The sequence below is a fragment of the Chroogloeocystis siderophila 5.2 s.c.1 genome (assembly GCF_001904655.1).
GTDB classification, from domain to species: Bacteria; Cyanobacteriota; Cyanobacteriia; order Cyanobacteriales; family Chroococcidiopsidaceae; genus Chroogloeocystis; species Chroogloeocystis siderophila.
Map to the genome: position 1 here is coordinate 122,763 of NZ_MRCC01000014.1, position 21,140 is coordinate 143,902.

The window sequence follows — 21,140 nt, forward strand, 5'->3', positions numbered from 1 at the left end:
CAAGCCATTGCCAAAATGCTCGATGACGATAGCGCTCCAGATGCCATGCAGACACTAGAAGCGATGGAACTGAACTTAATCAGCGTTCTTCAAATACTCAAACTTGCCGCATTGTGGTGCATCCAAGGAAAAAGCTGTAGGCAATAGTCATCGCTGCTAAGAACCGCTAATTTGCGCTGAGTGTGTAGCCCTAGGGATAGAGCCGTTTTTGATTAGCTTTGACGTGCAACGTTCTCATTGTTACCAAGCCAGAATTAACTCGATTGTCTTTTGACAGTCTCAGCCATCGATTGTTACTACTACCGCTTTAAGAGTTTAAGTTCTGTTCTAAAGTGTTCGTTACATCAAGCGATCGCTTCAGCAAAATGCAGGCGGGTGAAATCAAGCTAAACAACTGCTTAATTGACGTAGTATCAAAAGATATTTTATGTTGTTAAAGTATTGAGAATATAGATGCAGTGCAAATGACTACTAAAAAGTGAATCAAGGCTTTATATCGTTAGATTTACTGATGAACTATTGATGTATATGTGCCATATTCTCAATTATATTTTGTTTAAATTATGCATCAAAGCCTCTCATCTTTGTCGTGCTATTTCTAATACACGTAAATATACAACCTCCTCAGGTAAAGGAGGTTTATTACCTTTAAAAAGTGTATGTTGAATTCTTCACAGCCAGCAGGTTCTAAATCTAGTCATACGGTTTTCCAGTCAGATAGACCGCTCCGTAGTCTTACGCAATCCCAAGAGACTATTTATAGGTTTTTGCTAGAAAGCGTCAAAAATCTTCCAGCAGAGGTAGTTTTACAACAGTTCATCGATTTATTTATTTGTCTTCCAAAAACAACTAATGTAGATCATCTTCAAGCATTGCAAGAAGTGCTCTTGAGTAACGATGAAGATGAATTTCATAATACAATCAAACGCTGCTGTTTCATTTTACTTAATAATTGGAAAATCACAAAGAGAACACAATATATTCAACAATTGATTGCGGTTCTCGAAAATATTCCCGATAGCCAGCATTCAACTCTACCTGCTCAAAGCATTCTTAGAGTTTGGGTGAAGAATTTTGTAAGCAGTGCGAGTTATGCAGAAGTTAAAGCATTTGCTGACAAATGTCAGCAAGGAAAACCTCATTATAATAATAGTTATAAATCCCACGTATTAATAGCTCAATCTAATGACACAAGAAAACCAATAGAACAACGGGAAGCTGCAAAATATGAAGCAAGTAAACTGAAATATCAATTTAAGTTTGACTTAGCAATGTATATGGCTTCTGCACAATCTCCTAGAACAGAAAAACATAAAAATCCTACTAACTTACCCGATGAAGTACTGCGCTTAATTAAGCTAATTGTAGCCAAGCGCGATCCAGCTAGCTATACCAACACAGCAAATCTTTTTATCAAACAAACAAAAAATATTAACTACCGCCAATTTAAAGAACGATTAGAAAAATTTTTACTTCATTCGAGCAATAGTAGTGAAGTAGGAAATGCATCCAGTATCAATCTATCAAAAAAGTTAGCAGCATTAAATACTAATTATAATGATAAAGAAATCACCGATGCTTTAATTTTGAGAACTTGTAATAAAGTTATTGAATATTTGACAACTGAAAATCATCATGAGCCATCTCCAATGTTTATTACTTTAATCTCACAAGGGACACCATTAACCTTAGTGATGGTATTAATTAAAGTTTTATTAGTTTGCAAAGGTTGTCGCATTCATCTCGAAACTTGTATAGCTGAATTAATCAGATATTATGAGAATTTTTCTGAAACTGAGAGAAGTAAGATGACTACTTTCCTTGATATTTTTAACGTGATGTGTGCAATTTATATAGATAATGTTCCGGTAAAAATTAATTAAAATTTAGGTGACGTTCATCTAACCAAGCAAGCGCAGCAGCAGCAGTTTCAGCAAGAATACTCACTAACCGATAAAACGCGATCGCCCCGATGACAATACTAGGAGACAAGCGGTGTTGCAAAAGTGCGATCGCCGTTGCTTCAAATACTCCCAATCCTCCAGGCGCTCCTGGAATAATTAAACCAAGTAACCATGCTAAACTAAAAGTCCCTAATAATAAAGGTAATTGTGCTAACTCCAACGAACTAAACGCTAGTAAAGTTAGCAAAAACCCACTACCACGTAGCAAAACAAAACCCATTTCTCCTAGTAGCGGATTTAGAGGATAGCGTATTATTATATGGCTATTAGAATCTATTTGCTGGTTGGAATTTTTCTTTAACTTTAATTTTCCTAACAAGCGAATTGCTCTACTTAAGAACCAGGGATGAATCCCGACTAGAATAGTAGCTAAACCCAGCAATGATAACAATATTAATAGAAAGCGGTGATTTGTTACTTCAAAGAAAATACCTAATAAAACTATTATTAAAGCAGCTGCTGCCATGAGGAGCGGCTCTAGTAATACACTTAAAGTTGCTATACTAGTAGCAATACCAGCATCTTTTGCAGCAGTAATCCGACCATAATAATGCCAAATATTACCAGGCAAGTACTTGGCAATATTAGTTTTTAAGTAAACCCGAACAAATTGATAGTTATTGACTTGTTGATTGAGTTCTCCTAAAATCCAAGTCCAGACCCACCCCGACCAAATGTGTGCAAGAAAAGTGACGCACCAAGCACCTGCTAAAGTTGCCCATCCTCTAGAATTAATTTGGATTGTAGTTACTTCTTGCCAATGACGGATTAAAGCTTGCAGTAAAAAGAATAGCGTTATCCCAACAATGAACCATCGACTGTATGGTTTTAGGTATACCCAAAATCGCATCAATGACTTAAGAATTTGCTACCTCCTGCGACTAGAATTCTTTTTTTGTAGCAGTCAGTTTATACATTCGGTTACACTCATAATCCAATAAATGTTTGCCTATAGCTAGCGCTGCTTTAAATAATACAAGTAATGTTGCTTTTGCTCAACAACTCTTAACACAGAGAAATGTAGAGCAAAACAAATCTCTCTACAGTTAGATAACAACAGGATTTCATTTCATTAATAATGTGACCTTTGCTAGAGGCAGCGATCGCCAGTTATTTTTTACCATCATCAATCAGTGGTTAAAATTAAATATCGAATCTCATAAAGCTGCCCCATTTTGCTGTATATCTAGTGTGTTGATTACAGCGTAATGGGTATTCAAAAATGGTTATGAAAACCCATCGTGACAGTTAAAAAAATGTTAACCCTTGGATTTGGGTTGCTTAAAGACAAAAGGAGGACTCTGTGAATAAGTTAGTAGATACTATCAAAAAACTAAGACTACGCCAAATTCTTACAGTTTTTTTAGCTGGAATCTTGCTCATTTTTAGTACTGCGTGTAACCCTGGTGATGTCAGAGGTGCGAACCCCGACAACCCTGCGGTTCAAGCTGGCGGCGCTAATAATCCCTACAAAGGAGGTGGAGACGCCTACACTAACTATAATATGTCCGCAGATCCTAAAGTCAACAATACAACTGCTAAAACAGGGCGAGATCAAGCAAGCTTGCCTTCTTCGCAACTAATCGCGGCTAACGACTCCGAAATTCTTTATCCTGGTGCAGAAACACCAGAAGGTAGAATGGAAAAAGAGGCGCAACTTCCAATTAAAACGGCTGAAGACTTCAAGCAGCCAACTTCTGGTGGGTTAATTCAGCGTGAAGCCGACTTAGGAAAGCGAGTAGAGAAGCGGTTAGAGAAGGTACAAGAAGCGTTTGGTGAGGCGTCTGAGTTTGTTGGTGAGAAAGCAGACGAAGCAAGCAAAAGACCAGAAGCAACAAGCAACCCTGCACTCAGACGTAAGTAAGTACAAACGACTGACAAACGAAATTTTAGGACATTTATTTAGCTTTTCACTCAAACAAAACTGCATGGAGAATCAGTATGAGCAAAATCATTACTGCAATTAGAAATATTCGACTGAGTAAAGTATTAATGGCATTGCTAGCAGGCGTTGTGCTATTTGTGAGCACAGCTTGTAACGCAGTACAGGCACGTACACCAGGATTGTCGGGCGACAGACAAGAAGTGCCTTCAGGGATGCAGTCTGAATCTACAACTCAGCTGAAAAATAGCTCTAATCCTCGACCAGAAGTCCCAGAGGAAGCCGTGACAAATTCTTTTCGAGGCGGGTCGATGAATGAGTTCAGCGATGTCGATCCAAGAGCCAGAGGCTTAGAAAAAGCTGCGGCTGATCGCGCTGCTGCTTTAAAAGAGAACGCCGAACGAAATGTTATTGACCAAACAGGCGATCTTGGCGGAAATACCAAGCGCATTCTCGACAAGAAAGGCGAGAACTTAGAAGACTTCGGTAAGAATGTACAGCGTAGCACCGAAGCTGCTCAAGACAAAGCACAAGGTACAGCCGCAGAACTTGGCAAAGCAACCAAGCGTGGTACTGAAAACATCAAGGAGAATACTCTTGATGCAACCGATGATGTGACTCGTGATGCAAGACGCGCTGCTGATAACGTCAAGGAAAGCGCTAAAGAAACCGCTAAAGATGTAAGCCGTAGCACTAACCGCGCAGCTGAGAATGTAAAATCCGCAGGTCAAGACGTTGCTAATAAAGCACAACGGGCTGCTGACAAGACTTCTGACTACGTTCAAGATAAAGCTTACCAAGCTGGCAAAGCAACTCAGCGATCGCTCTACAAAGCAGGCGATAAAGTTGGTGAAACTGTAGAGTAGGAAAGTTCAGGAATTAGGGTTCAGCAAAACCGCTTAACTTAGATCCCCAAACCTTAATCGCTTTACTTGGTCAGGAAGTTTGGATTTAATCTACACCAAACGCCTGACTGTTTTTATTGTTGGCAACAGAACGCGAGACACCTCTGATGTATAGCAGAGGTCAGTTGACAGTGAAGAGAATGTAACTTAGCGTGTTCGATGTCCTAACTACCCCAACGAGACTGCTATAAATGCGATCGCCTACAGTGCTGCGCTTTGCGCAACCGCTTATCATGTTAAATTGTAAATTGATTTGAAGAAGTTTTAACTCAAAGTTCAAAACTTTGTTTAGGTAACCCCGAAGGAAGTGAACGGTACACCAAAGTTAAACTCCGAGGAAAAGCGTTTACCGCATTCCGCAGTTAAAAGGCTTAAAATCAAGTTTTATGCATTTGAATACCAACTGTGTAGTGCTTGACGATGAATTTCGCGCCAGGCAATTTGATGCTCTTTGGCAAGTTGCGCGCAGTCTTCATATTCTGGTTGAACATTAACAATCTTTTCGCCAAGTCGGGCAATTTTAACTCGCACTGAGCCATATTTGGTTGCTACCTGTTGAATTTCGCGTGGCAGAATAGTACGTTCTTGCAGCGAATGACGAATTCCCAAAGTTGTTGTCTCTTGAAATAAGATAGTTTCGCAATGACACACGCGTTCGCGAGGGCAGATAACACTAAGCAGAATTCCAGGACGCGATTTTTTCATTCCGATCGGCTGTGTGAAAACATCTACCGCACCAGCGGCGAATAAAGCGTCAAAAATATACCCGATCGCCTGTGGATTGAGGTCATCAATTTGTGTTTCTAGTACCGCAATCGTCTCTGTACAAGAACTTGTATCACTAGTGTTAACCTCTGAGCGCTGACCTCTTGCCTCACCCAACCACAGCCTTAAAATATTCGGAATCGGTAGATCAATTGACCCTGCACCTAAACCAATTTTTTGTAGCGTCATTGTCGGTGCTGCGCCAAAATCAGTAGCCAGCGTTGTGGCGATCGCCGCCCCAGTTGGCGTAACTAATTCGCGTTCAATGCCATTACTATAAACTGGACAATTGCGCATCTGCCATAACTTTAATACTGCTGGTACAGGTACTGGTAATCGTCCGTGTGCAGCTTTGACTGTACCACCTCCTGTAGGCAGGGCTGAACAATATAATTTGTCAATTTCTAACCAATCTAGCCCTAAGCAAGTACCGACGATATCAATAATTGCATCAACTGCACCAACTTCATGAAAGTGTACTTTCTCTGGTGGAATTCCGTGTACTGCGCCTTCGGCAACTGCAAGTTGGCGAAATACTGCTAAACTCCACTCATGTGCCCGTAATGGCAATTGTGCTTGAGTAATTAGCTGCTCAATCTCTGGTAGATGTCGTCCATGATGGTGTGCGTGTTGATCGTGGTGATGTTCCTCTAACAAATCTACATGAACTTTGGTTGCTAGTTGCCCGTTGCGGTGGACGAGTTCAGCGCGTAATTCATACTCTTGGGCGATACCTAAGTTTTGGAGTTGTTCTGTTAAATACTCCAAGGGAACACCAACATCAACGAGTGCTCCTAAACACATATCTCCTGCAATACCCGTAGGACACTCTAAATACGCTAGTTTTGTCATAGTGTCAAAAATTTTAGGAAAGTGGCAACGAGTAAAAGGCTAAAGCTAGAGACAAAAATTCAAAGCTACTGATTAAAATCGCATTTCGGCGATGCTGCTTATAAAACTTCTGATCTTTAACCCTTGAATCTTGACCTCTGGTAAAGTCATGGCTAAAACTTATACAATTCATCCTGATACTCCGCAGCTGCGTACAGTCGAGCAGATTATTAGCGCGCTCCGTGATGGAGCCGTAATGCTCTACCCTACGGATACAGTTTATGCGATCGGCTGCGATTTGAATTCAAAGTCAGCAGTCCAACGCGTACGACAAATCAAGCAACTATCAAACGATAAGCCACTTACTTTTTTGTGTCCGTCGTTGTCTAACGTCGCAACGTATGCCAGAGTCAGCGACACCGCTTATCGTATCATGCGACACTTGATTCCTGGACCATATACTTTTCTGCTCCCAGCAACCAAATTAGTTCCACGGTTGGTACAGCATCCCAAGCGGAAAACAACCGGAATTCGCGTACCCGATCACGCCGTGTCGCAAGCGTTGTTGAATGCTTTAGAAAATCCGATTATTTCAACATCAGCGCACTTACCTCAAGATGAAAACGGGCGCTCATCCTCACAAAGCGAAGCCAACATTTCTAAAGTCGAGTTGTTTGACCGTTTAGACAAGTTAGTTGATGTCATTGTCGATGACGGTTCTGAACTTGGATACCAAGTGTCCACAATTTTAGATTTTACAGAAAATGAGCCAGCGATCGCCCGCAAAGGTTTAGGTTGGGAAGAAGCTGTCGCTTGGATTTAGTAAAAAAAATCAACTAAGTTGTATAAGTTGTAGTTTGTCATTCTTAACGAACTACTCTCCCGTACTGAAAAAGCTTTTCTGCTCATCACTTTGTTGCTTCCAGTCTTGACCGATACGAATTGTTAAGTGCGAATTTAGATCGCCAGTCGCCGTTGGTTCTACAACTCCTAACCCTAAAGTTTGTTGAAGATCGCCTGCGGCGGTTAAGTTACCTTGCTGCGCAATAATTTCGGTTTGACGCTGCGAGTCGAGCCAATCAGAAACAGTATAGACTCTTGCAAAACCACGCGATCGCAAATATTGCGTGACGCGATCGCTCAACTTCGGATCGCCAGATGCATTTTGCACCGCAATTTTGAGCGAAGTCAGTGATCGCCTGCGGGATGCTTGCACTCCGCCCAACGGTTGGACATCAAAATACTCGCTCATCACGCGGTTAATGCCAACGCCATCCAGCCAGTAGCTACTTGGATCTAAACTCAGCGGGCTAAGATTACCAGGAACTAGCACCATCTGAAAGTTCTGCGGTTCGATAGTAATTCCGAAGTTAACGATCGCCAAGGTTTCGATCAAGCTCAAGTTAGTATCTACGTAACTTTGTATTGTACGAGCGAGTTGCGGCAAAATCGGTAAAACCGTAGGGCTAGTAAGGCGATCGCGAATTGCTTTGAGTAACATTTGCTGTCGCTGCAATCGTTCTAAATCACCGACGTTTGAATCGCGAAAGCGAGCAAATTTTTGTGCTTGATCGCCATCCAACGTTTGCCATCCTGCGGCTAAGTTAATCTCTAGTTTTTGCGTTGCGTCGGTGTAAGACATTTGTTGAGGAACAAAAACTTCGACCCCGCCCAAAGAATCGATTAATTCTTGTAAAGCATTTGTCGTAATCCGAACGTAGCGGTCAATCGGTACATTATTCAAAGTGCGGCTAACGACTCTTGCGGCTAAAGCTGGTCCCCCCTCAACATTAGCAAGCGATATTTTTTCCAAACCAATTTCTGGAATAACAACTTGGCTATCTTTAGGGATAAAAAGAACTTTCATCAATTGATTTGTGGGGTCTAACCGCACAAGCAGCATTGTATCGCTCGCACCTGCAAAAACTCCCGATGCATTATTCCCCGTATTTATGGGAGGATCAATCCCCATGATCAAGATATTGACTGGACGAGAAATCTGATATTGCGAGGCGTCAGCCCAAAAATCTACAGGCGATCGCCTTTTGATAAAACCTTGTCCAGTAAATTGTTGATCTTGTAACGTATTGCTATTCGGCCATATTGGGGTAAATAGTGCCACACTCGCCCCGAAGACCATAGACATTGAAACAAGACCTCCCCAAAACAATAAGGGGTTTCGTTTACGCATCCCCCACAACACAAGCAAAAGATGCTGTTTAGCACCGATGGCTTGTCTTTTCGCTTGGGCTGCGACAGGCTGATTTTTTTGCCTAATGTGCGTTTCTACTCCCTTAACCACAGTAATTGTCCTCTTAATACCGCACTTTACACGTTATGTTAATCTAAGCTGTGAAAGACAAATAGAGATTTTCATCACAAAAGATGAACTTAAATACGAGTGAGGAGTAAGTTAACCCTCATTTATAATTTGAACAATTTCTTTCCCTGACCTCCGACCTCTGATCTCTGACCCCTACATATTTACCTGCGAATAGTTTAAGCTAGCTGAAGATTCTGTAGATTATTGTTTGAGGCTATACTGTGCCGAATCGCAAGTTCTGGATAAAATTCTTCGTTGTTTGTAGTTTAGTGGGTGTTGCTCAACCTGCATTGGGACAGGCACTTATTCCCCGCGCACCCCAATTAAATTCAGCTGCTTTGGAGCAACAAGGATTAAGATTGGCACAAGAAGCAGCGCAACTCGCACAATTTCAACAATACGAACAAGCTTTGCCAAGAGCGCGATTAGCAACACAATTAGCGCCAAGAAGCTATCAATCGTGGTTTTTGCTAGGTGGTTTATATCTACAGACCAATCAATATAATGAAGCGATCGCCGCCTTAGACCAAGCGAGAAAACTCGATCCCAAGAATGCGTCAATTATGTTTGCGTTGGGGTCAGCGCATTTTCAGCAAGGAAAATACCAAGCTGCGGTCGATACTTTACAAGCTGGGTTGAAGTTAAAACCCAACGATCCAGAAGGATTATTTGACTTAGGTAATGCTTACTACAAGCTCAGACAATTTCCGCAAGCGATCGAGCAATATAATAAAGCAACCGCAGCTGATAAAAAATTCTGGCCTGCAATCAACAATATTGGTTTAATCAAATACGAGCAAGGCGATATTAACTCAGCGCTAAAGCATTGGCAAGCCGCACTAAATATTGACAAACAAGCAGCCGAACCACAACTAGCGATGGCAGTTGCACTTTATACTAGAGGCGATCAGCAACGCGCGATCGCCATGGGCGAAGCCGCATTACGCATTGACCAACGCTACGGTGATGTAGAATTTTTACGCGAGCAATTATGGGGCGATCGCTTAATTGCAGATACTCAAAAGTTACTAGCTTCACCTCGGATTCAAGCCGCTTTACAAGCACCACCCTCACAGCCAGCGCAGATTCAAATTGTTCCGCAGTAGAAGAGCGCAGAGGAGAAGAATATATAATGTTCTCTCACCCCTCACCTCTTAAAACGATGAGCCTGGTTGTTGGAGAAATTCTAGCTCTTCTGGTGTGGATTCGCGATTGAGAATTTTGTTGCGGTGGGGAAAGCGCCCAAAGCGTTCGATCACTGCTAGATGACGCTGAGCATAGTCGATTGCGGAAGCACTTTCAGGATCGTCTTTTAACGATGCGAACAACTCAACACACTGGCGTTGATGCTCAAGGTTTTCGCTGTGTTCAAACGGTAAATAGATAAACCAGCGCTGTACGTTTAAAAGTTCGCGGTCAAAACCTTGCGCAACTGCGTGCTGTGCAGCAGTGAGTGCAGCGGCGTCTGTCGCAAAAGCTTGAGGAGTTCCGCGAAAGATATTACGCGGAATCTGATCCAAGAGTAAAATTAATGCCAAGCAACTGCGGGGCGCTTCTTTCCAAGTGTCTAATTGATGCGCCGCAGCTTGTTCGTAGTCACTCAAAAACCGTTCGCGCACTTCGCGGTCAAATTCAGCGCTTTTCGTAAACCAAAACGCGTGCTGTTTACCATACTCTGCTGTATTTGGTTGTCCAAACCAAAACGCGAGAATTTCGTCTACTTGTGACATCAGTACCTCTGCCGTAGCATCCTAATAGCTACCCGCTTTTTAGTGTATGCCCAATTGAGAGGTTAACTTTTGCATTTAGTAGGTAGATAACGGTAGATTTGAGTTAAGCCTTAGATTCAGATCCGTCGTTGGGTTGATGACAAAAACCTCAGCACGTCTACGACCGAGTAAAACACCACCTAATGCACCTAATCCAGCACCACCTAGAACTTCTTCAGTTGCGATCGCGCGATCGCCGGTAATTGCTGCGACAGCGGCTGCTGCTGCTGCACCAATGGCTGCACCTCTCAAGATCGAACCTGTGTTAGACCCACGCGTAATTTCCTGCGTTTGGCTGAATACTCTTGAACTAGCATTAATGCTTTGTCGTCGGTTATTTGACATCACAAGTTCTCTTGCTACAAACTGCGAACCACCGTAAACCGGTTGAATTTGACCGACAATTTGACTTCCTGCTGGTATCAATACAGTACCACTACGGTTGATAATATTCGTTGCTACCGTGAGCGTTAAAGACATCGTTTCCGTAGGAGTAACAATGATGCGTTCTGCTTCATCGTACCGCGCGGGAATCGAAGTACCTGCGGGAATTGTAACTTGTGTAGAAGACGGATAGTTTGTTGAGGGATAAGTTCTCGAAGGATACGGTTGCCGAGGAAAAAGTTGCGCCGATGCCGGAGTTGATAAAATAAAGGGAGTTATAGTACTTGCTGCAACTGCAAGCGCCATAAATCCAGCTGTTCCAGAGTGCCAAGAATTAACACGATTCATATCAAAAGTTCTCCTTTGAGAAGGAAACCACCATTTCGCGTACTTTAAAATTGGCATCTCTCTGTATGATTTGATGCACTCAAGTAGCGAATTAGTATCAAACACTGTTATCTATTCAGACTGGAAAGCGAAAAAGAAGGTTCCGAAGTGAACGCTACAACCTAACAAGCATCGACTTTTGTTATCTCCTCATCAAGGTTTTGAAAAACCCATGACACGTGCTGACATTTGATCTACAGTACGCGGATCGGTTCTAAATGTTACCCAGCCCTCACGGGTAGATTGTCGCGGTAAAAAGGCAATTTCAAATTCTGCGGTTTCTTGATCAGTACCGTTGCTTTCCAAGACAACTTCGACAAGTACGCCTTCAGCAGTTTCGTCGCCTTGGTTAGTCACCGATACGGGTACGACGAAGTAATTTTGCTGCGGCTGCGGTTGTCCAAGTTGAAATTCAAAATTAGGAGGCGAAGAACCTGTATTTGCCCCGTCGTAAACCAAATATCCTAACGTACTAACGACGAGTACAAGACTAATCGCAAAAACAATCCATTCTAGCCAGTTTTTTTCTAATTGTTTCATTGCAGTAACAGTCTACCTGCCGAAGCACCCAGCGTTGCAGCAAGCCCTGAAACAACGGTTTGGGCTAAGCACGTAATCAGTGACATACCATCAAAGCGCCCGAAAAACCACAAAATTGCAGCGGAGGCAACTAAGGCGATCGCATAGGTAACAACCGTGCCATAAATAACATTGACAATGCCGCGTTTTTTAGAGAATCGCTGGGTACCAGTGAAGTTACTATAAAACAAAATCATTGCCCCTAAAATCATTGAGACAAGCGCAAACCCTACGAGTCTCCAGGAATTACTTTCAACTGCGATTTGAGTAATTTCTTCTGTAGGAGCAACATTCGCGGCAAATAACACAGCACCACACAACGCGATCGTCAATTGTCCTCCAAAATCACCGTTATTTTCTGTCAGAAACGGTGTGGGATCGGGATCGGCTGACGACGAGTTACTTTTCATGCCACTATCAGTTTGCTGATCGCCTTCACCCCCGCCTAGTTGTGCTGTACCGACAGAAACACCGATCGCAACCGTCATCGCTTCAACAATAATTTGACCAGCGATTTCATCAGGAGACATATCCGCAGTGATTCGTCCTAATAGCCAGAGAAATATTGCGGCAATGATTAATCCTAGTCCCATTTCTTCGACCGAATCAATTGCGACTTCTAGGGGACTTGCTGAACGCCGCAAACCGCCGTAGCGATTGTATCCGAGTAATAGACTAAACGTAGCCAGGACGTAAATCAGTAGGCGTAGAGGATGCGCAATAAATCCAGCCCACCAAACTTCCATTGTGTAGAGCAAGGGTAAGCTGAATAAAAGCCCTCCAGCAATTCCCCGCAAGTATTCTTGAAGCGATCGTACAAGCGTTCTTTGACTTTGATCGTTCATCGCGCTGATAGGCAAAATCCCTCTACCACATTACTTCTTTTTTGTCAAGATGTCTGTGAACATCATCAAGTAGCCGCCGATCAGAATCACGACTGCTAATCCACCTGCCACAAGATCGAGGACTTGAGTATCTTCCATTATTGCACCTTGATGTATTTTAGATTACTAAAAATCTACGCCTTGTTTTAATTCAACTCCTTGGTTTGCGTAGTGTTTGTGGCAAAAAACTTCCGAGTGGATACTCGCTAAGTCAAAATAGGCTGGTGGATTGTGACAGCGACCAGTGATAATGACTTCGGTATCGCGGGGTTTACGCAGTAAAGCTTGGACAATTGGTTCTACTGGTAACAGCTCTAAATCAACCGTAGGATTGAGTTCGTCGAGGATGATCGTTTTATACAAACCTGATGCGATCGCTGTACGCGCGATTTCCCAACCTCGCTCAGCTTCTACATAGTCTAATTCTTGCTGTTGACCGCGCCAAACAATTGCATCGCGTCCACAACGTTGATGATCGACTAACGCAGGGTAAGATTGTTGTAAAGCGGCGATCGCGGCATCTTCGGTGTAGCCACTGCCGCCTTTGAGCCATTGCATAATCAAGACGCGGTGAGATTTATCTTGACTAATTCCTCTACCGATCGCTTGCAACGCTTTACCTAACGCACTTGTCGATTTTCCTTTTCCTGCACCCGTATAAATTTCAATTCCCGAAATTCCTTGTTCGGCGGCTGTTGCGTGGTGGTGCGGTTTCATTTCCGAGTGCAAATCGGCAATGTCGAGAAGCTGTTGTGGTGCGCCTCTTCCTGTCGCGATGATTTCAACTTCCTCAGGCTTTGATTTGAGCGTTTGCACAACTTCATCAACTGGAAGTAATCCTAAGTCAAGGACTGGGTTAAGTTCATCTAACACAACTACTGAATACAAACCCGAAGCGATCGCACCTTTAGCAACATCCCAACCGCGTCGCGCTTCTTGACGGTCAAACCGCATAATTTCATCCGGACCAAAAAACTCTGCTCTTCCGGTACGTACCTGGTCGATTAAATGCGGAAAACCTTGTTGCAAAGCTTCAATTGCTCCATCCTCATCATAGGCGCGTCCTGGTCCTTTGAGAAACCGCAGCAGTAAAACACGAGTGGCGCTACGCGTGTTGATTCCTAATCCGATCGAGCGTAAGACGACGCCTAAAGCCGCTTGGGACTTACCTTTTCCGGCACCGTCGTAAACGTGAATTTGCCCTACAACCCTGTGCGAACGTAGTTGCGCTGTGCGAATACCAATGCCGTTCCTTGTCATTGCTTTTTTCGATGTTGATGCAGATTTAGATTTTAACGGACGTCTCGATTCATTGCTAGCAGTTGAGTGGTGAGGAGTGAGTGATAGCTAGTGGCTAGAGGGTATAACAGTTACAGAACTTTTTTTTATACAAAAATTCATCACACTTAACACTTAGTCGTATGAGTTTCGGTCGCATCTTGGTGCTAGCAACAAATGTATTTCGCGAAGTGGTACGCGATCGCATTCTTTATATCATTGGCTTGTATGCTTTAATTTTGGCGGTAGCAATTTGGTTGTTACCGCAACTTGCTGCGACGACAGAAGATAAGATTTTTTTAGATCTTGGTTTAGCAGCGATGAGTTTACTCGGCTTAATCGTTGCAATTTTTGTGGGTACTGGGTTAATCAATAAAGAAATTGAGAAACGGACTGTCTTAGTTTTAATTGCGAAACCAATCAGTCGTGGCGAATTTATTGCAGGTAAGCACTTAGGCTTATCCGCAGTTTTGGGTGTGTTGATTGCGGCGATGACCGCAATTTATCTCGCCTTTCTGCAATTAGGCAATATTTCGTATCCGCTGGGTAGTATAGTGCTTGCGGCGCTATTTTTATTTTTGCAGTTGTCGCTAATTACCGCAGTGGCGATCGCGTTTGGAGTCTTTACAAGTTCTATACTCGCGACATTATTGAGTTTTGGCGTTTATTTAATGGGTAACTTTACTCAAGATTTAGTGAAATTAGGTCGTCTGAGCGAAAGTGTCAATATTCAGCGCATGACTCAGGGATTGTATCTGTTTTTACCTGATTTATCGCGTTTAGATTTGAAGAATTTAGCCGTTTATGGCGCTGATATTTTACCAAATCCACTAATACTCATCGCGAATGCAGGTTATGGGGTAGTGTATACAGGGTTGTTGTTAGCGATCGCGATTCTTATTTTCTCGCGCCGTCAATTTTAAATCAATTTGAGAGAGCTAAACACTTTAAACTTTGATATTTACTTTGCCCATTACTCCTCATTGCTATTGTTAGTTTGCTTGAGCTATCAGTTGGGGCTACAACTTGAAGGGTATCTGTTGGAATGCAAATCCGGTGGGAGCGATCTGGCTCAAGCGATCGCTTGAGCCAGAGGGTAAGCTACAAAGCCTTTTGAATAAAGTTATTCTTGAAAAAGAGTTTTGCCCTCATAGCTATTCAATATGTCGAAGCAGATATATAGCTGGAAACGTTTCTGGTGCCCTCAGTCAGGCAGTATTAACCTAGCTGATGGTGGCTATCTGTACGATCCAGATGTAGAATGGGGCAAGGTATATAATCCAGATTTAGTAGCTTTAGAGGCGATCGCCAATATTCCGTGTCTGGTTTTATTAGGGGAACCAGGTATCGGGAAGTCTCAGGAACTAAAAAACATAAAACTTTTTACAGAAAAGAAGATTGCTAATACCAGTCAAATCTTAGAACTTAATCTCCGAGCCTGTGCAAATCTAAAAGATGATTTGTTTAAAGACGAAACCTTTACTGATTGGTTAGGAGATACTTATCATCTCTATTTATTCTTGGACAGCTTTGATGAAGGGCTTTTGAGTGTTCCAACTCTAGCGACAGGATTAATTGATGAGCTTAAGAAACAGAAATATCAGAATCACATTAATCGTCTTCACCTCCGTCTAGCGTGTCGGACATTTGTATTTCCAGAAATCCTGGACAAAGGACTGAAAGATCTTTGGCAAGAAGATTGCGTTGAAATTTATGAACTAGCTCCGCTTCGTCGTGTAGACGTTAGAGAAGCTGCGAAAGTTGAGCGATTTTCACCTGATGATTTTCTAAAGGAAATTGGACACAAGGATGTTGTACCCCTAGCAATAAAACCAATCACTCTGGAATTTTTGTTAAATACTTACCGCCGTCATCATGGTCAATTTTTTCAAATCAAAAACTTTACGAACTCTATCTTGAGGGATGTCAGCTTCTGTGTGAGGAAGTTAATCCAAGTCGTCGGAGTTCAAACCGAAAAGGAAGTCTCGATGTTGAGCAACGCTTAATTGTTGCGGCTCGAATTGCAGCGATCGCAATCTTTGCCAACCGATTTGCTGTATGGACTGGAATTGATCAAGGAAATGTGCCTCCGAAGATGTCCTGCTTCAAAAGTTATGTCACGCTTATGAAAATGCCAATGGAAGAGAATTTAAGATCACCAGAGAAGTCATTGAGGAAGTTTTAGATATTGGCTTGTTCTCGTCCCGTGGACTGCATCGAATGGGATGGGCACATCAAACCTATGCTGAATTTCTCTCCGCTTGGTATTTGACACAACACGAAATACCTCTAACGCAGATAAAAGAATTAATCTTTTCATCCGAAGATCCAGATCCTAAGCTAATTCCTCAGCTTCATGAAACTGCTGCATGGCTAGCTAGCATAAGAACAGATGTTCTTTTGCGAAGTGATGTCTCGACTGATGCAAATGTCAGGTCATCAATTGTAGATAATTTGTTAACACAGTACGAAGAGGAAAAACTATGGGAATAAGATTCTCTTAAAAGCGTGGGAAAGTTTTGACTTGCCTGGAATAGCCTATCTAAATGCTCCTGAAGAATCTATCAATACACTGATAACTCTCATTGATAAAGAGAATCAAGAGCATGACTATATATTTGTGATTAATCGCTTTGATAAGTATTGGGATGAACGGCTAAGATTAGCTTTACTAGAAAAAGCTAAAGATCCTACACTTAAACCTAAATGTGTTGGGCAGCTACTCAAAGAACTCCTAAAGCAAGGGTTGACCGAAGCTAGAGATTTTGCAAAGTCCCTTATTTCTTTCGCATTACCATCAGCTGAGAACGAGCGTGAAAAAGTTTTAATTGCCGCTAGAGTGCTGGTGGAGAATTCAGATCCATGTAGTTGGTCATTTATCTAGTTATTGATTCAGCAAGATTCATCATTTGGACGTGAACTCCTCGAATTAGCTGCTTGCCATCATTTACATGAGATTCAGCTAAATCTGACTGAAACACAATTAGCTGATTTATACATTTGGCCGGTTCGTCAATATCCTTACAATGAAGATCCTGACCACAGTAATAACATTTCAACGGCTAGAGGTGATATAGCTAGGCTAAGAGACAGTGTTTTGACACAACTAAAAGAACGAGGAACACTTCAAGCGTGTAATGAAATTCAACGTCTTATTCAAGAATTACCAGATCTTACTTGCCTAAGAAAAACGTTGATTAATGCCCAAACAAATACGCGCCGTCAAACCTGGCAACCTCCAGCATCAGAAGAAGTTCTTCAACTTGTAGTCAGTCAAGAACCTTCCAACTTAGAGTTATACAATCAGCTTGGCAAAATAGAGCGGAGAACGCAAAAAATGGCAGATGAGCCTAGAATTACAAACAATATTGATGCCTCAAACTCACATATTTATGCTCCTATTGGTACAAGTGGTACAACTAACAACCAAGTCACTATTTCTAACTCTGATTCAAAAAAAGGAATTAATTGGGGAAACTTGCTCGCCGTAATTGGAATTTTAGTAGCAATAGTCGCTATACCTGCTTCAATGAGTGTAAGTGGCGCATTTAACGAAGAGTTCAAGCAATGGTTCAATCGTCATTTCCCTTCTAAGTTTGAAGCAGCAAGCTACACCAAACAGTAGATAGGTAAACTCTAGGAGAATGTGCTGTGCAAATTACGATCAACCTACCGCCAGATCTTGAACAAGACCTAATCCGGCAAGCGGCGCAATCCAATATTCCGCTGCAAACCTTAATTGTGCAAGCTTTGCGTCAGATGATTCAAACGCCACCTAATTCCAGTTCTCAATGGTCAGACGCTATCTTGTCCCACGAAGGAATTCCTGATTTCTCCGCCTTCGAGTCCTACCGCGATGAACTCCTTGCACCGTGTGAACCGGAACTATTCTGATGCGATATCTACTCGATACGTGCGTCATCAGCGACTTCATCAAGGGCGAAGTTGGCACTAAATTCAGGCTCAAGCAAACTGCACCTATTGATATTGCCGTTTCTGCAATTACGGTTATGGAGTTACGCTACGGTTTGGCACTCAATCCGCAACGCGCCCCAAAAGTTGAACCAATCATTGCCAGTTTTTTGTCTTCTGTGACAATTCTCCCTTTCAGTGCTATGGAAGCTGAACAAGCCGCTCGAATTCGTGCTACTCTCAAATCTCAAGGGCAGCCGATTGGTGCTTATGATATCTTAATTGCGGCTACAGCACTTTAACATAACTTGCTTGTGATTACGGCAAATCAACGAGAATTTGATCGAGTTGCTGGGCTACAAACTGAGAATTGGCGACAGTCCTACTAGCCTCGATGCTGTAGAATTTCTAGCGACGATTACTAGTAAACTTGCACAATATAGCATTAGTGTCAACCCAGTTTCAGCATATTATCACGATCTCTTATTCGTTCCAGCAGCACGCGCTCGTGAGGTTATGCAGCTATTGCATGAGTTCTCGATTTAGTGACTAGTATTGAGATGCTGCAAGTGCGATCGCCTGTGGTAAAATTCGATGTTCTTGAACTTGAATCCGTGCGTGAAGCGTTTCTGGGGTATCGTCAGGTAAAATTGGCACGGCGGCTTGAACCAAAATCGTACCGCTATCTACTTCGAGACTGACAAAGTGGGCGGTACAGCCTGTAATTTTTACCTTTGCAGCTAATGCTTGTTCAATTGCACGGACGCCTTTAAAGCTGGGTAGCAAACTAGGGTGAATGTTAATAATTCGATTAGGGAAAGCATTAATTAGAATTGAGGTAACAATGCGCATCCATCCTGCCATAATTACCCATTCAACATCGTATTCGCGTAATGTCTTGACAATTTGCGCGTCTAAGTCTTCTCTAGCGGCAAAATCGCGGTGATTTAAGAGTTTTGCTGGAATTCCTCGATTTTTAGCGCGTATAGCGGCTTTAGCGTCAGGGTTATTGTAAATGAGAACTTGGATTTGAGCATTGAGCTTACCTTGTGCGATCGCTTCCGCAACGGCTGCAAAATTACTACCATTACCAGAAGCAAGAATTCCTAACTTTAGCGGGACTTTTAGCGTTATGTCGCGTAGTGATACCGAGGGAGAAACCAAACTCACAGTAGAATCAAGACTAAATAAATCTAAATTGTTGGACATCGAATGCGGGGTAATAAGAACACTCCTCGATATGGTAAATCGTGGTTGGATAATGATGCGATCGCGGCGTGGGTTTTTCTCGCCCCAGCAGCCATTATTTTGGGAATATTTCTGCTATACCCAATCGTCTATTTGTTTTATCTCAGCTTTACTGCGGGTAGTTTTACCTCAGCAGGAATTCACTGGGTTGGTTTGAGAAACTACTTGCGCTTGATTCTCAATCCTGATTTTTGGCAAGTTTTGGGAAATACGGTTTACTTCACTGTTGCCACGGTTATTCCTAGTTTAATCATACCTTTAGGACTCGCCGCACTACTAAACCGTGCTGTTATCTTACGAGATTTCTTTCGCAGTGCCTATTTTCTGCCCTCAATTACCTCTTTAGTTGCAGCGGGATTAGGCTTTCGTTGGTTATTTCAAACTGATGGTCCTGTTAATGCCTTTTTAAGTTCTTTTGGTATCGAACCAATTTCTTGGCTAGGAAGTACCACTTGGGCAATGCCTGTATTGATTTTACTCAGCATTTGGAAGCAATTAGGTTTCAACATGGTCGTCTTCCTGGCGGGATTACAAGCCATTCCACCGAGTCGCTACGAAGCCGCCGAAATTGACGGGGCGAATGCTTGGCAACAGTTTTGGCATATCACTTTACCAGGATTACGACCAACACTTATATTCGCAACGATTACAACCGCAATATTTACGCTGCGAAGTTTTGAGCAAGTTTATGTCGTTACAGGGGGAGGCCCGTTAAATTCGACTAATTTATTGGTTTACTATATTTACCAAGAAGCTTTTGCGCAATTTGATTTTGGTTACGCTGCTGCTGCGGCTACAGTACTTTTAGCAGTTGCACTCATCTTGGTTTATTTACAGTTGCGGACTTGGAGTGAAAAGTCAGATTAAGTAGATAAGTGGTAATTGGTAACTGGTAATGGGTCATTGGAATAGCTGTGACCGATTACCCATGACCTCATTCAATCTACTTTCATATCATTTCTACATACTTCATGATTGCTGTCCTCGCTAGAATTAAAACGCTGGAACAGTTGAAAGTGAATGAGTTATTTAGAAACAGCAGCGCAATTTTATCGTGAAGTTGCCGAAACTCCTGAAGTTGGGCTTTGTTGCGTGCAAAGCAGTCCTTTGCAATTTCCTGGACTCAAGATTTCATCGCAAATGCAAGAAATGAACTACGGTTGTGGAACGACAATTCATCCGGCTGAACTCGTCAATCAACCAACGGTACTTTATGTTGGTATAGGCGGTGGTTTAGAAGCGTTACAGTTTGCCTATTTCTCGCGTCGTCCTGGTGGCGTGATTGCAGTAGAACCTGTTGCAGCAATGCGTTTGGCTGCTAAGCGGAATTTAGAAATTGCAGTACAACAAAACTCTTGGTTTGATCCTAGCTTTGTCGAGGTTCGCGAAGGTGATGCGTTTAGCTTACCTGTTGCGGATGCCTCAGTTGATGTCGTTGCCCAAAATTGTTTATTTAATATTTTTGCACCCGATGACCTTTCGCAAGCACTCAAAGAAGCATTTCGAGTGTTAAAACCTGGTGGAAGATTGCAAATGAGTGACCCAATCGCTACTCGTCCTATTCCTACACATCTACAACAAGACGAGCGATTACGCGCAATGTGCTTATCAGGGGCGCTTACCTACGAACAGTATATCGAAAAAATTGTTGATGCTGGCTTTGGTCAAGTAGAAATTCGGGCGCGTCGTCCTTATCGATTGTTAGACTGCGATACCTATAATTTGGAGACAGATTTACTTCTAGAAAGTCTCGATTCTGTGGCTTTTAAAGTACCAATTCCAAAAGATGGCGCTTGTATTTTTACAGGAAAAACCGCTATATATTGTGGCAAAGAAGAAGCTTTTGATGACAATAATGGTCACATTTTGCAACGCGGAGTACCAGCCGTTGTTTGCGATAAAACTGCAGCTAAACTAGGTTCATTATTACAACAAGAAGTTATGATTACCAAATCAACCTGGCATTATATCGGTGGTGGTTGCTGTTGATTTTAATATCAGAAAACAGCTTAGCGGTTTTAACCACAGC

Annotated in this window: 25 protein-coding genes; 16 read left to right on the forward strand and 9 right to left on the reverse strand. The window is 42.5% G+C overall.

What is annotated here, in order from left to right; all coding sequences use genetic code 11:
* Positions 1-15 precede the first annotated feature (15 nt).
* The gene (locus tag NIES1031_RS26085; protein ID WP_269086021.1) at positions 16-147 is read left to right on the forward strand and encodes a hypothetical protein; all 132 of its coding nucleotides are present in this window, start codon (positions 16-18) and stop codon (positions 145-147) included.
* 512 nt (positions 148-659) lie between these two features.
* On the forward strand, positions 660-1,883 hold the full coding sequence (locus NIES1031_RS17095; RefSeq protein ID WP_073550711.1) for a hypothetical protein: 1,224 nt from the start codon (positions 660-662) through the stop codon (positions 1,881-1,883).
* On the opposite strand, the gene NIES1031_RS17100 is transcribed toward NIES1031_RS17095, so the two are convergent.
* Positions 1,876-2,814, reverse strand: coding sequence for a lysylphosphatidylglycerol synthase domain-containing protein (locus NIES1031_RS17100; RefSeq protein ID WP_073550712.1), 939 nt, complete (start codon positions 2,812-2,814; stop codon positions 1,876-1,878). The genes NIES1031_RS17095 and NIES1031_RS17100 overlap by 8 nt on opposite strands.
* A 453-nt stretch (positions 2,815-3,267) precedes the next feature.
* On the opposite strand from NIES1031_RS17100, the gene NIES1031_RS17105 reads away from it, so the two are divergent.
* Positions 3,268-3,828, forward strand: a complete 561-nt coding sequence (locus tag NIES1031_RS17105) for a DUF6658 family protein (RefSeq protein ID WP_073550713.1) — start codon at positions 3,268-3,270, stop codon at positions 3,826-3,828.
* A gap of 77 nt (positions 3,829-3,905) precedes the next feature.
* Entirely contained in the window at positions 3,906-4,712 is an 807-nt protein-coding gene (locus NIES1031_RS17110) for a hypothetical protein (protein ID WP_073550714.1), read from the forward strand.
* Between the two features lie 423 nt (positions 4,713-5,135).
* Here NIES1031_RS17110 and larC read toward each other — a convergent pair whose 3' ends face one another.
* The gene (gene larC, locus NIES1031_RS17115) at positions 5,136-6,368 is read right to left on the reverse strand and encodes a nickel pincer cofactor biosynthesis protein LarC (protein WP_073550715.1); all 1,233 of its coding nucleotides are present in this window, start codon (positions 6,366-6,368) and stop codon (positions 5,136-5,138) included.
* A gap of 148 nt (positions 6,369-6,516) precedes the next feature.
* On the opposite strand from larC, the gene NIES1031_RS17120 reads away from it, so the two are divergent.
* Positions 6,517-7,170: an L-threonylcarbamoyladenylate synthase gene (locus tag NIES1031_RS17120; protein WP_073550716.1), complete on the forward strand. Its 654-nt coding sequence runs from the start codon at positions 6,517-6,519 to the stop codon at positions 7,168-7,170.
* Between the two features lie 51 nt (positions 7,171-7,221).
* Here the strand turns inward: NIES1031_RS17120 and NIES1031_RS17125 are convergent, their stop codons facing one another.
* Complete coding sequence (locus NIES1031_RS17125; RefSeq protein ID WP_073550717.1) at positions 7,222-8,649, reverse strand: LCP family protein; 1,428 nt, start codon at positions 8,647-8,649, stop codon at positions 7,222-7,224.
* Positions 8,650-8,891: 242 nt separating this feature from the next.
* Here NIES1031_RS17125 and NIES1031_RS17130 point away from each other — a divergent pair, with 242 nt between their 5' ends.
* Positions 8,892-9,776, forward strand: coding sequence for a tetratricopeptide repeat protein (locus tag NIES1031_RS17130; protein WP_073550718.1), 885 nt, complete (start codon positions 8,892-8,894; stop codon positions 9,774-9,776).
* Positions 9,777-9,824: 48 nt separating this feature from the next.
* Here NIES1031_RS17130 and NIES1031_RS17135 read toward each other — a convergent pair whose 3' ends face one another.
* The 5 genes from NIES1031_RS17135 to NIES1031_RS17155 form a co-directional block, all read right to left on the reverse strand.
* Positions 9,825-10,400 carry a DUF924 family protein gene (locus tag NIES1031_RS17135; RefSeq protein WP_073550719.1) on the reverse strand — a complete coding sequence of 192 codons (576 nt, stop codon included), beginning with the start codon at positions 10,398-10,400 and terminating at the stop codon, positions 9,825-9,827.
* A 75-nt stretch (positions 10,401-10,475) separates the two neighbouring features.
* The gene (locus tag NIES1031_RS17140) at positions 10,476-11,171 is read right to left on the reverse strand and encodes a hypothetical protein (RefSeq protein ID WP_073550753.1); all 696 of its coding nucleotides are present in this window, start codon (positions 11,169-11,171) and stop codon (positions 10,476-10,478) included.
* Between the two features lie 192 nt (positions 11,172-11,363).
* Positions 11,364-11,750 (reverse strand): hypothetical protein, encoded by a 387-nt coding sequence (locus NIES1031_RS17145; protein ID WP_073550720.1) that lies wholly within the window; start codon positions 11,748-11,750, stop codon positions 11,364-11,366.
* On the reverse strand, positions 11,747-12,634 hold the full coding sequence (locus NIES1031_RS17150) for a TIGR02587 family membrane protein (RefSeq protein ID WP_073550721.1): 888 nt from the start codon (positions 12,632-12,634) through the stop codon (positions 11,747-11,749). The genes NIES1031_RS17145 and NIES1031_RS17150 overlap by 4 nt, the downstream gene beginning before the upstream one ends.
* A gap of 165 nt (positions 12,635-12,799) precedes the next feature.
* Positions 12,800-13,933: a cob(I)yrinic acid a,c-diamide adenosyltransferase gene (locus NIES1031_RS17155; protein WP_073550722.1), complete on the reverse strand. Its 1,134-nt coding sequence runs from the start codon at positions 13,931-13,933 to the stop codon at positions 12,800-12,802.
* Positions 13,934-14,094: 161 nt separating this feature from the next.
* Between NIES1031_RS17155 and NIES1031_RS17160 the strand changes: the two genes are divergently transcribed.
* From NIES1031_RS17160 to NIES1031_RS17195, 8 genes are all read left to right on the forward strand, one after another.
* Positions 14,095-14,874, forward strand: a complete 780-nt coding sequence (locus NIES1031_RS17160) for an ABC transporter permease (protein WP_073550723.1) — start codon at positions 14,095-14,097, stop codon at positions 14,872-14,874.
* Between the two features lie 240 nt (positions 14,875-15,114).
* Positions 15,115-15,957 (forward strand): hypothetical protein, encoded by an 843-nt coding sequence (locus NIES1031_RS23915; protein WP_073550724.1) that lies wholly within the window; start codon positions 15,115-15,117, stop codon positions 15,955-15,957.
* Between the two features lie 187 nt (positions 15,958-16,144).
* On the forward strand, positions 16,145-16,444 hold the full coding sequence (locus NIES1031_RS23920; RefSeq protein ID WP_143167800.1) for a hypothetical protein: 300 nt from the start codon (positions 16,145-16,147) through the stop codon (positions 16,442-16,444).
* A 31-nt stretch (positions 16,445-16,475) separates the two neighbouring features.
* Positions 16,476-16,835: a hypothetical protein gene (locus NIES1031_RS23925; RefSeq protein ID WP_073550726.1), complete on the forward strand. Its 360-nt coding sequence runs from the start codon at positions 16,476-16,478 to the stop codon at positions 16,833-16,835.
* Between the two features lie 3 nt (positions 16,836-16,838).
* Positions 16,839-17,576, forward strand: a complete 738-nt coding sequence (locus NIES1031_RS23930; RefSeq protein ID WP_073550727.1) for a hypothetical protein — start codon at positions 16,839-16,841, stop codon at positions 17,574-17,576.
* Positions 17,577-17,602: 26 nt separating this feature from the next.
* Positions 17,603-17,845 carry a hypothetical protein gene (locus tag NIES1031_RS17185; RefSeq protein WP_073550728.1) on the forward strand — a complete coding sequence of 81 codons (243 nt, stop codon included), beginning with the start codon at positions 17,603-17,605 and terminating at the stop codon, positions 17,843-17,845.
* Complete coding sequence (locus tag NIES1031_RS17190; protein WP_236738879.1) at positions 17,845-18,165, forward strand: PIN domain-containing protein; 321 nt, start codon at positions 17,845-17,847, stop codon at positions 18,163-18,165. The genes NIES1031_RS17185 and NIES1031_RS17190 overlap by 1 nt, the downstream gene beginning before the upstream one ends.
* A 37-nt stretch (positions 18,166-18,202) precedes the next feature.
* Positions 18,203-18,409 (forward strand): ACT domain-containing protein, encoded by a 207-nt coding sequence (locus NIES1031_RS17195; RefSeq protein ID WP_236738880.1) that lies wholly within the window; start codon positions 18,203-18,205, stop codon positions 18,407-18,409.
* Between the two features lie 3 nt (positions 18,410-18,412).
* Here the strand turns inward: NIES1031_RS17195 and purN are convergent, their stop codons facing one another.
* Positions 18,413-19,072, reverse strand: coding sequence for a phosphoribosylglycinamide formyltransferase (purN, locus tag NIES1031_RS17200; protein ID WP_073550729.1), 660 nt, complete (start codon positions 19,070-19,072; stop codon positions 18,413-18,415).
* 3 nt (positions 19,073-19,075) lie between these two features.
* Between purN and NIES1031_RS17205 the strand changes: the two genes are divergently transcribed.
* Both NIES1031_RS17205 and arsM read left to right on the forward strand, forming a co-directional pair.
* Positions 19,076-19,978 carry a carbohydrate ABC transporter permease gene (locus NIES1031_RS17205; RefSeq protein WP_073550730.1) on the forward strand — a complete coding sequence of 301 codons (903 nt, stop codon included), beginning with the start codon at positions 19,076-19,078 and terminating at the stop codon, positions 19,976-19,978.
* Between the two features lie 153 nt (positions 19,979-20,131).
* Complete coding sequence (gene arsM / locus NIES1031_RS17210) at positions 20,132-21,100, forward strand: arsenosugar biosynthesis arsenite methyltransferase ArsM (RefSeq protein WP_073550731.1); 969 nt, start codon at positions 20,132-20,134, stop codon at positions 21,098-21,100.
* Positions 21,101-21,140: the final 40 nt, after the last annotated feature.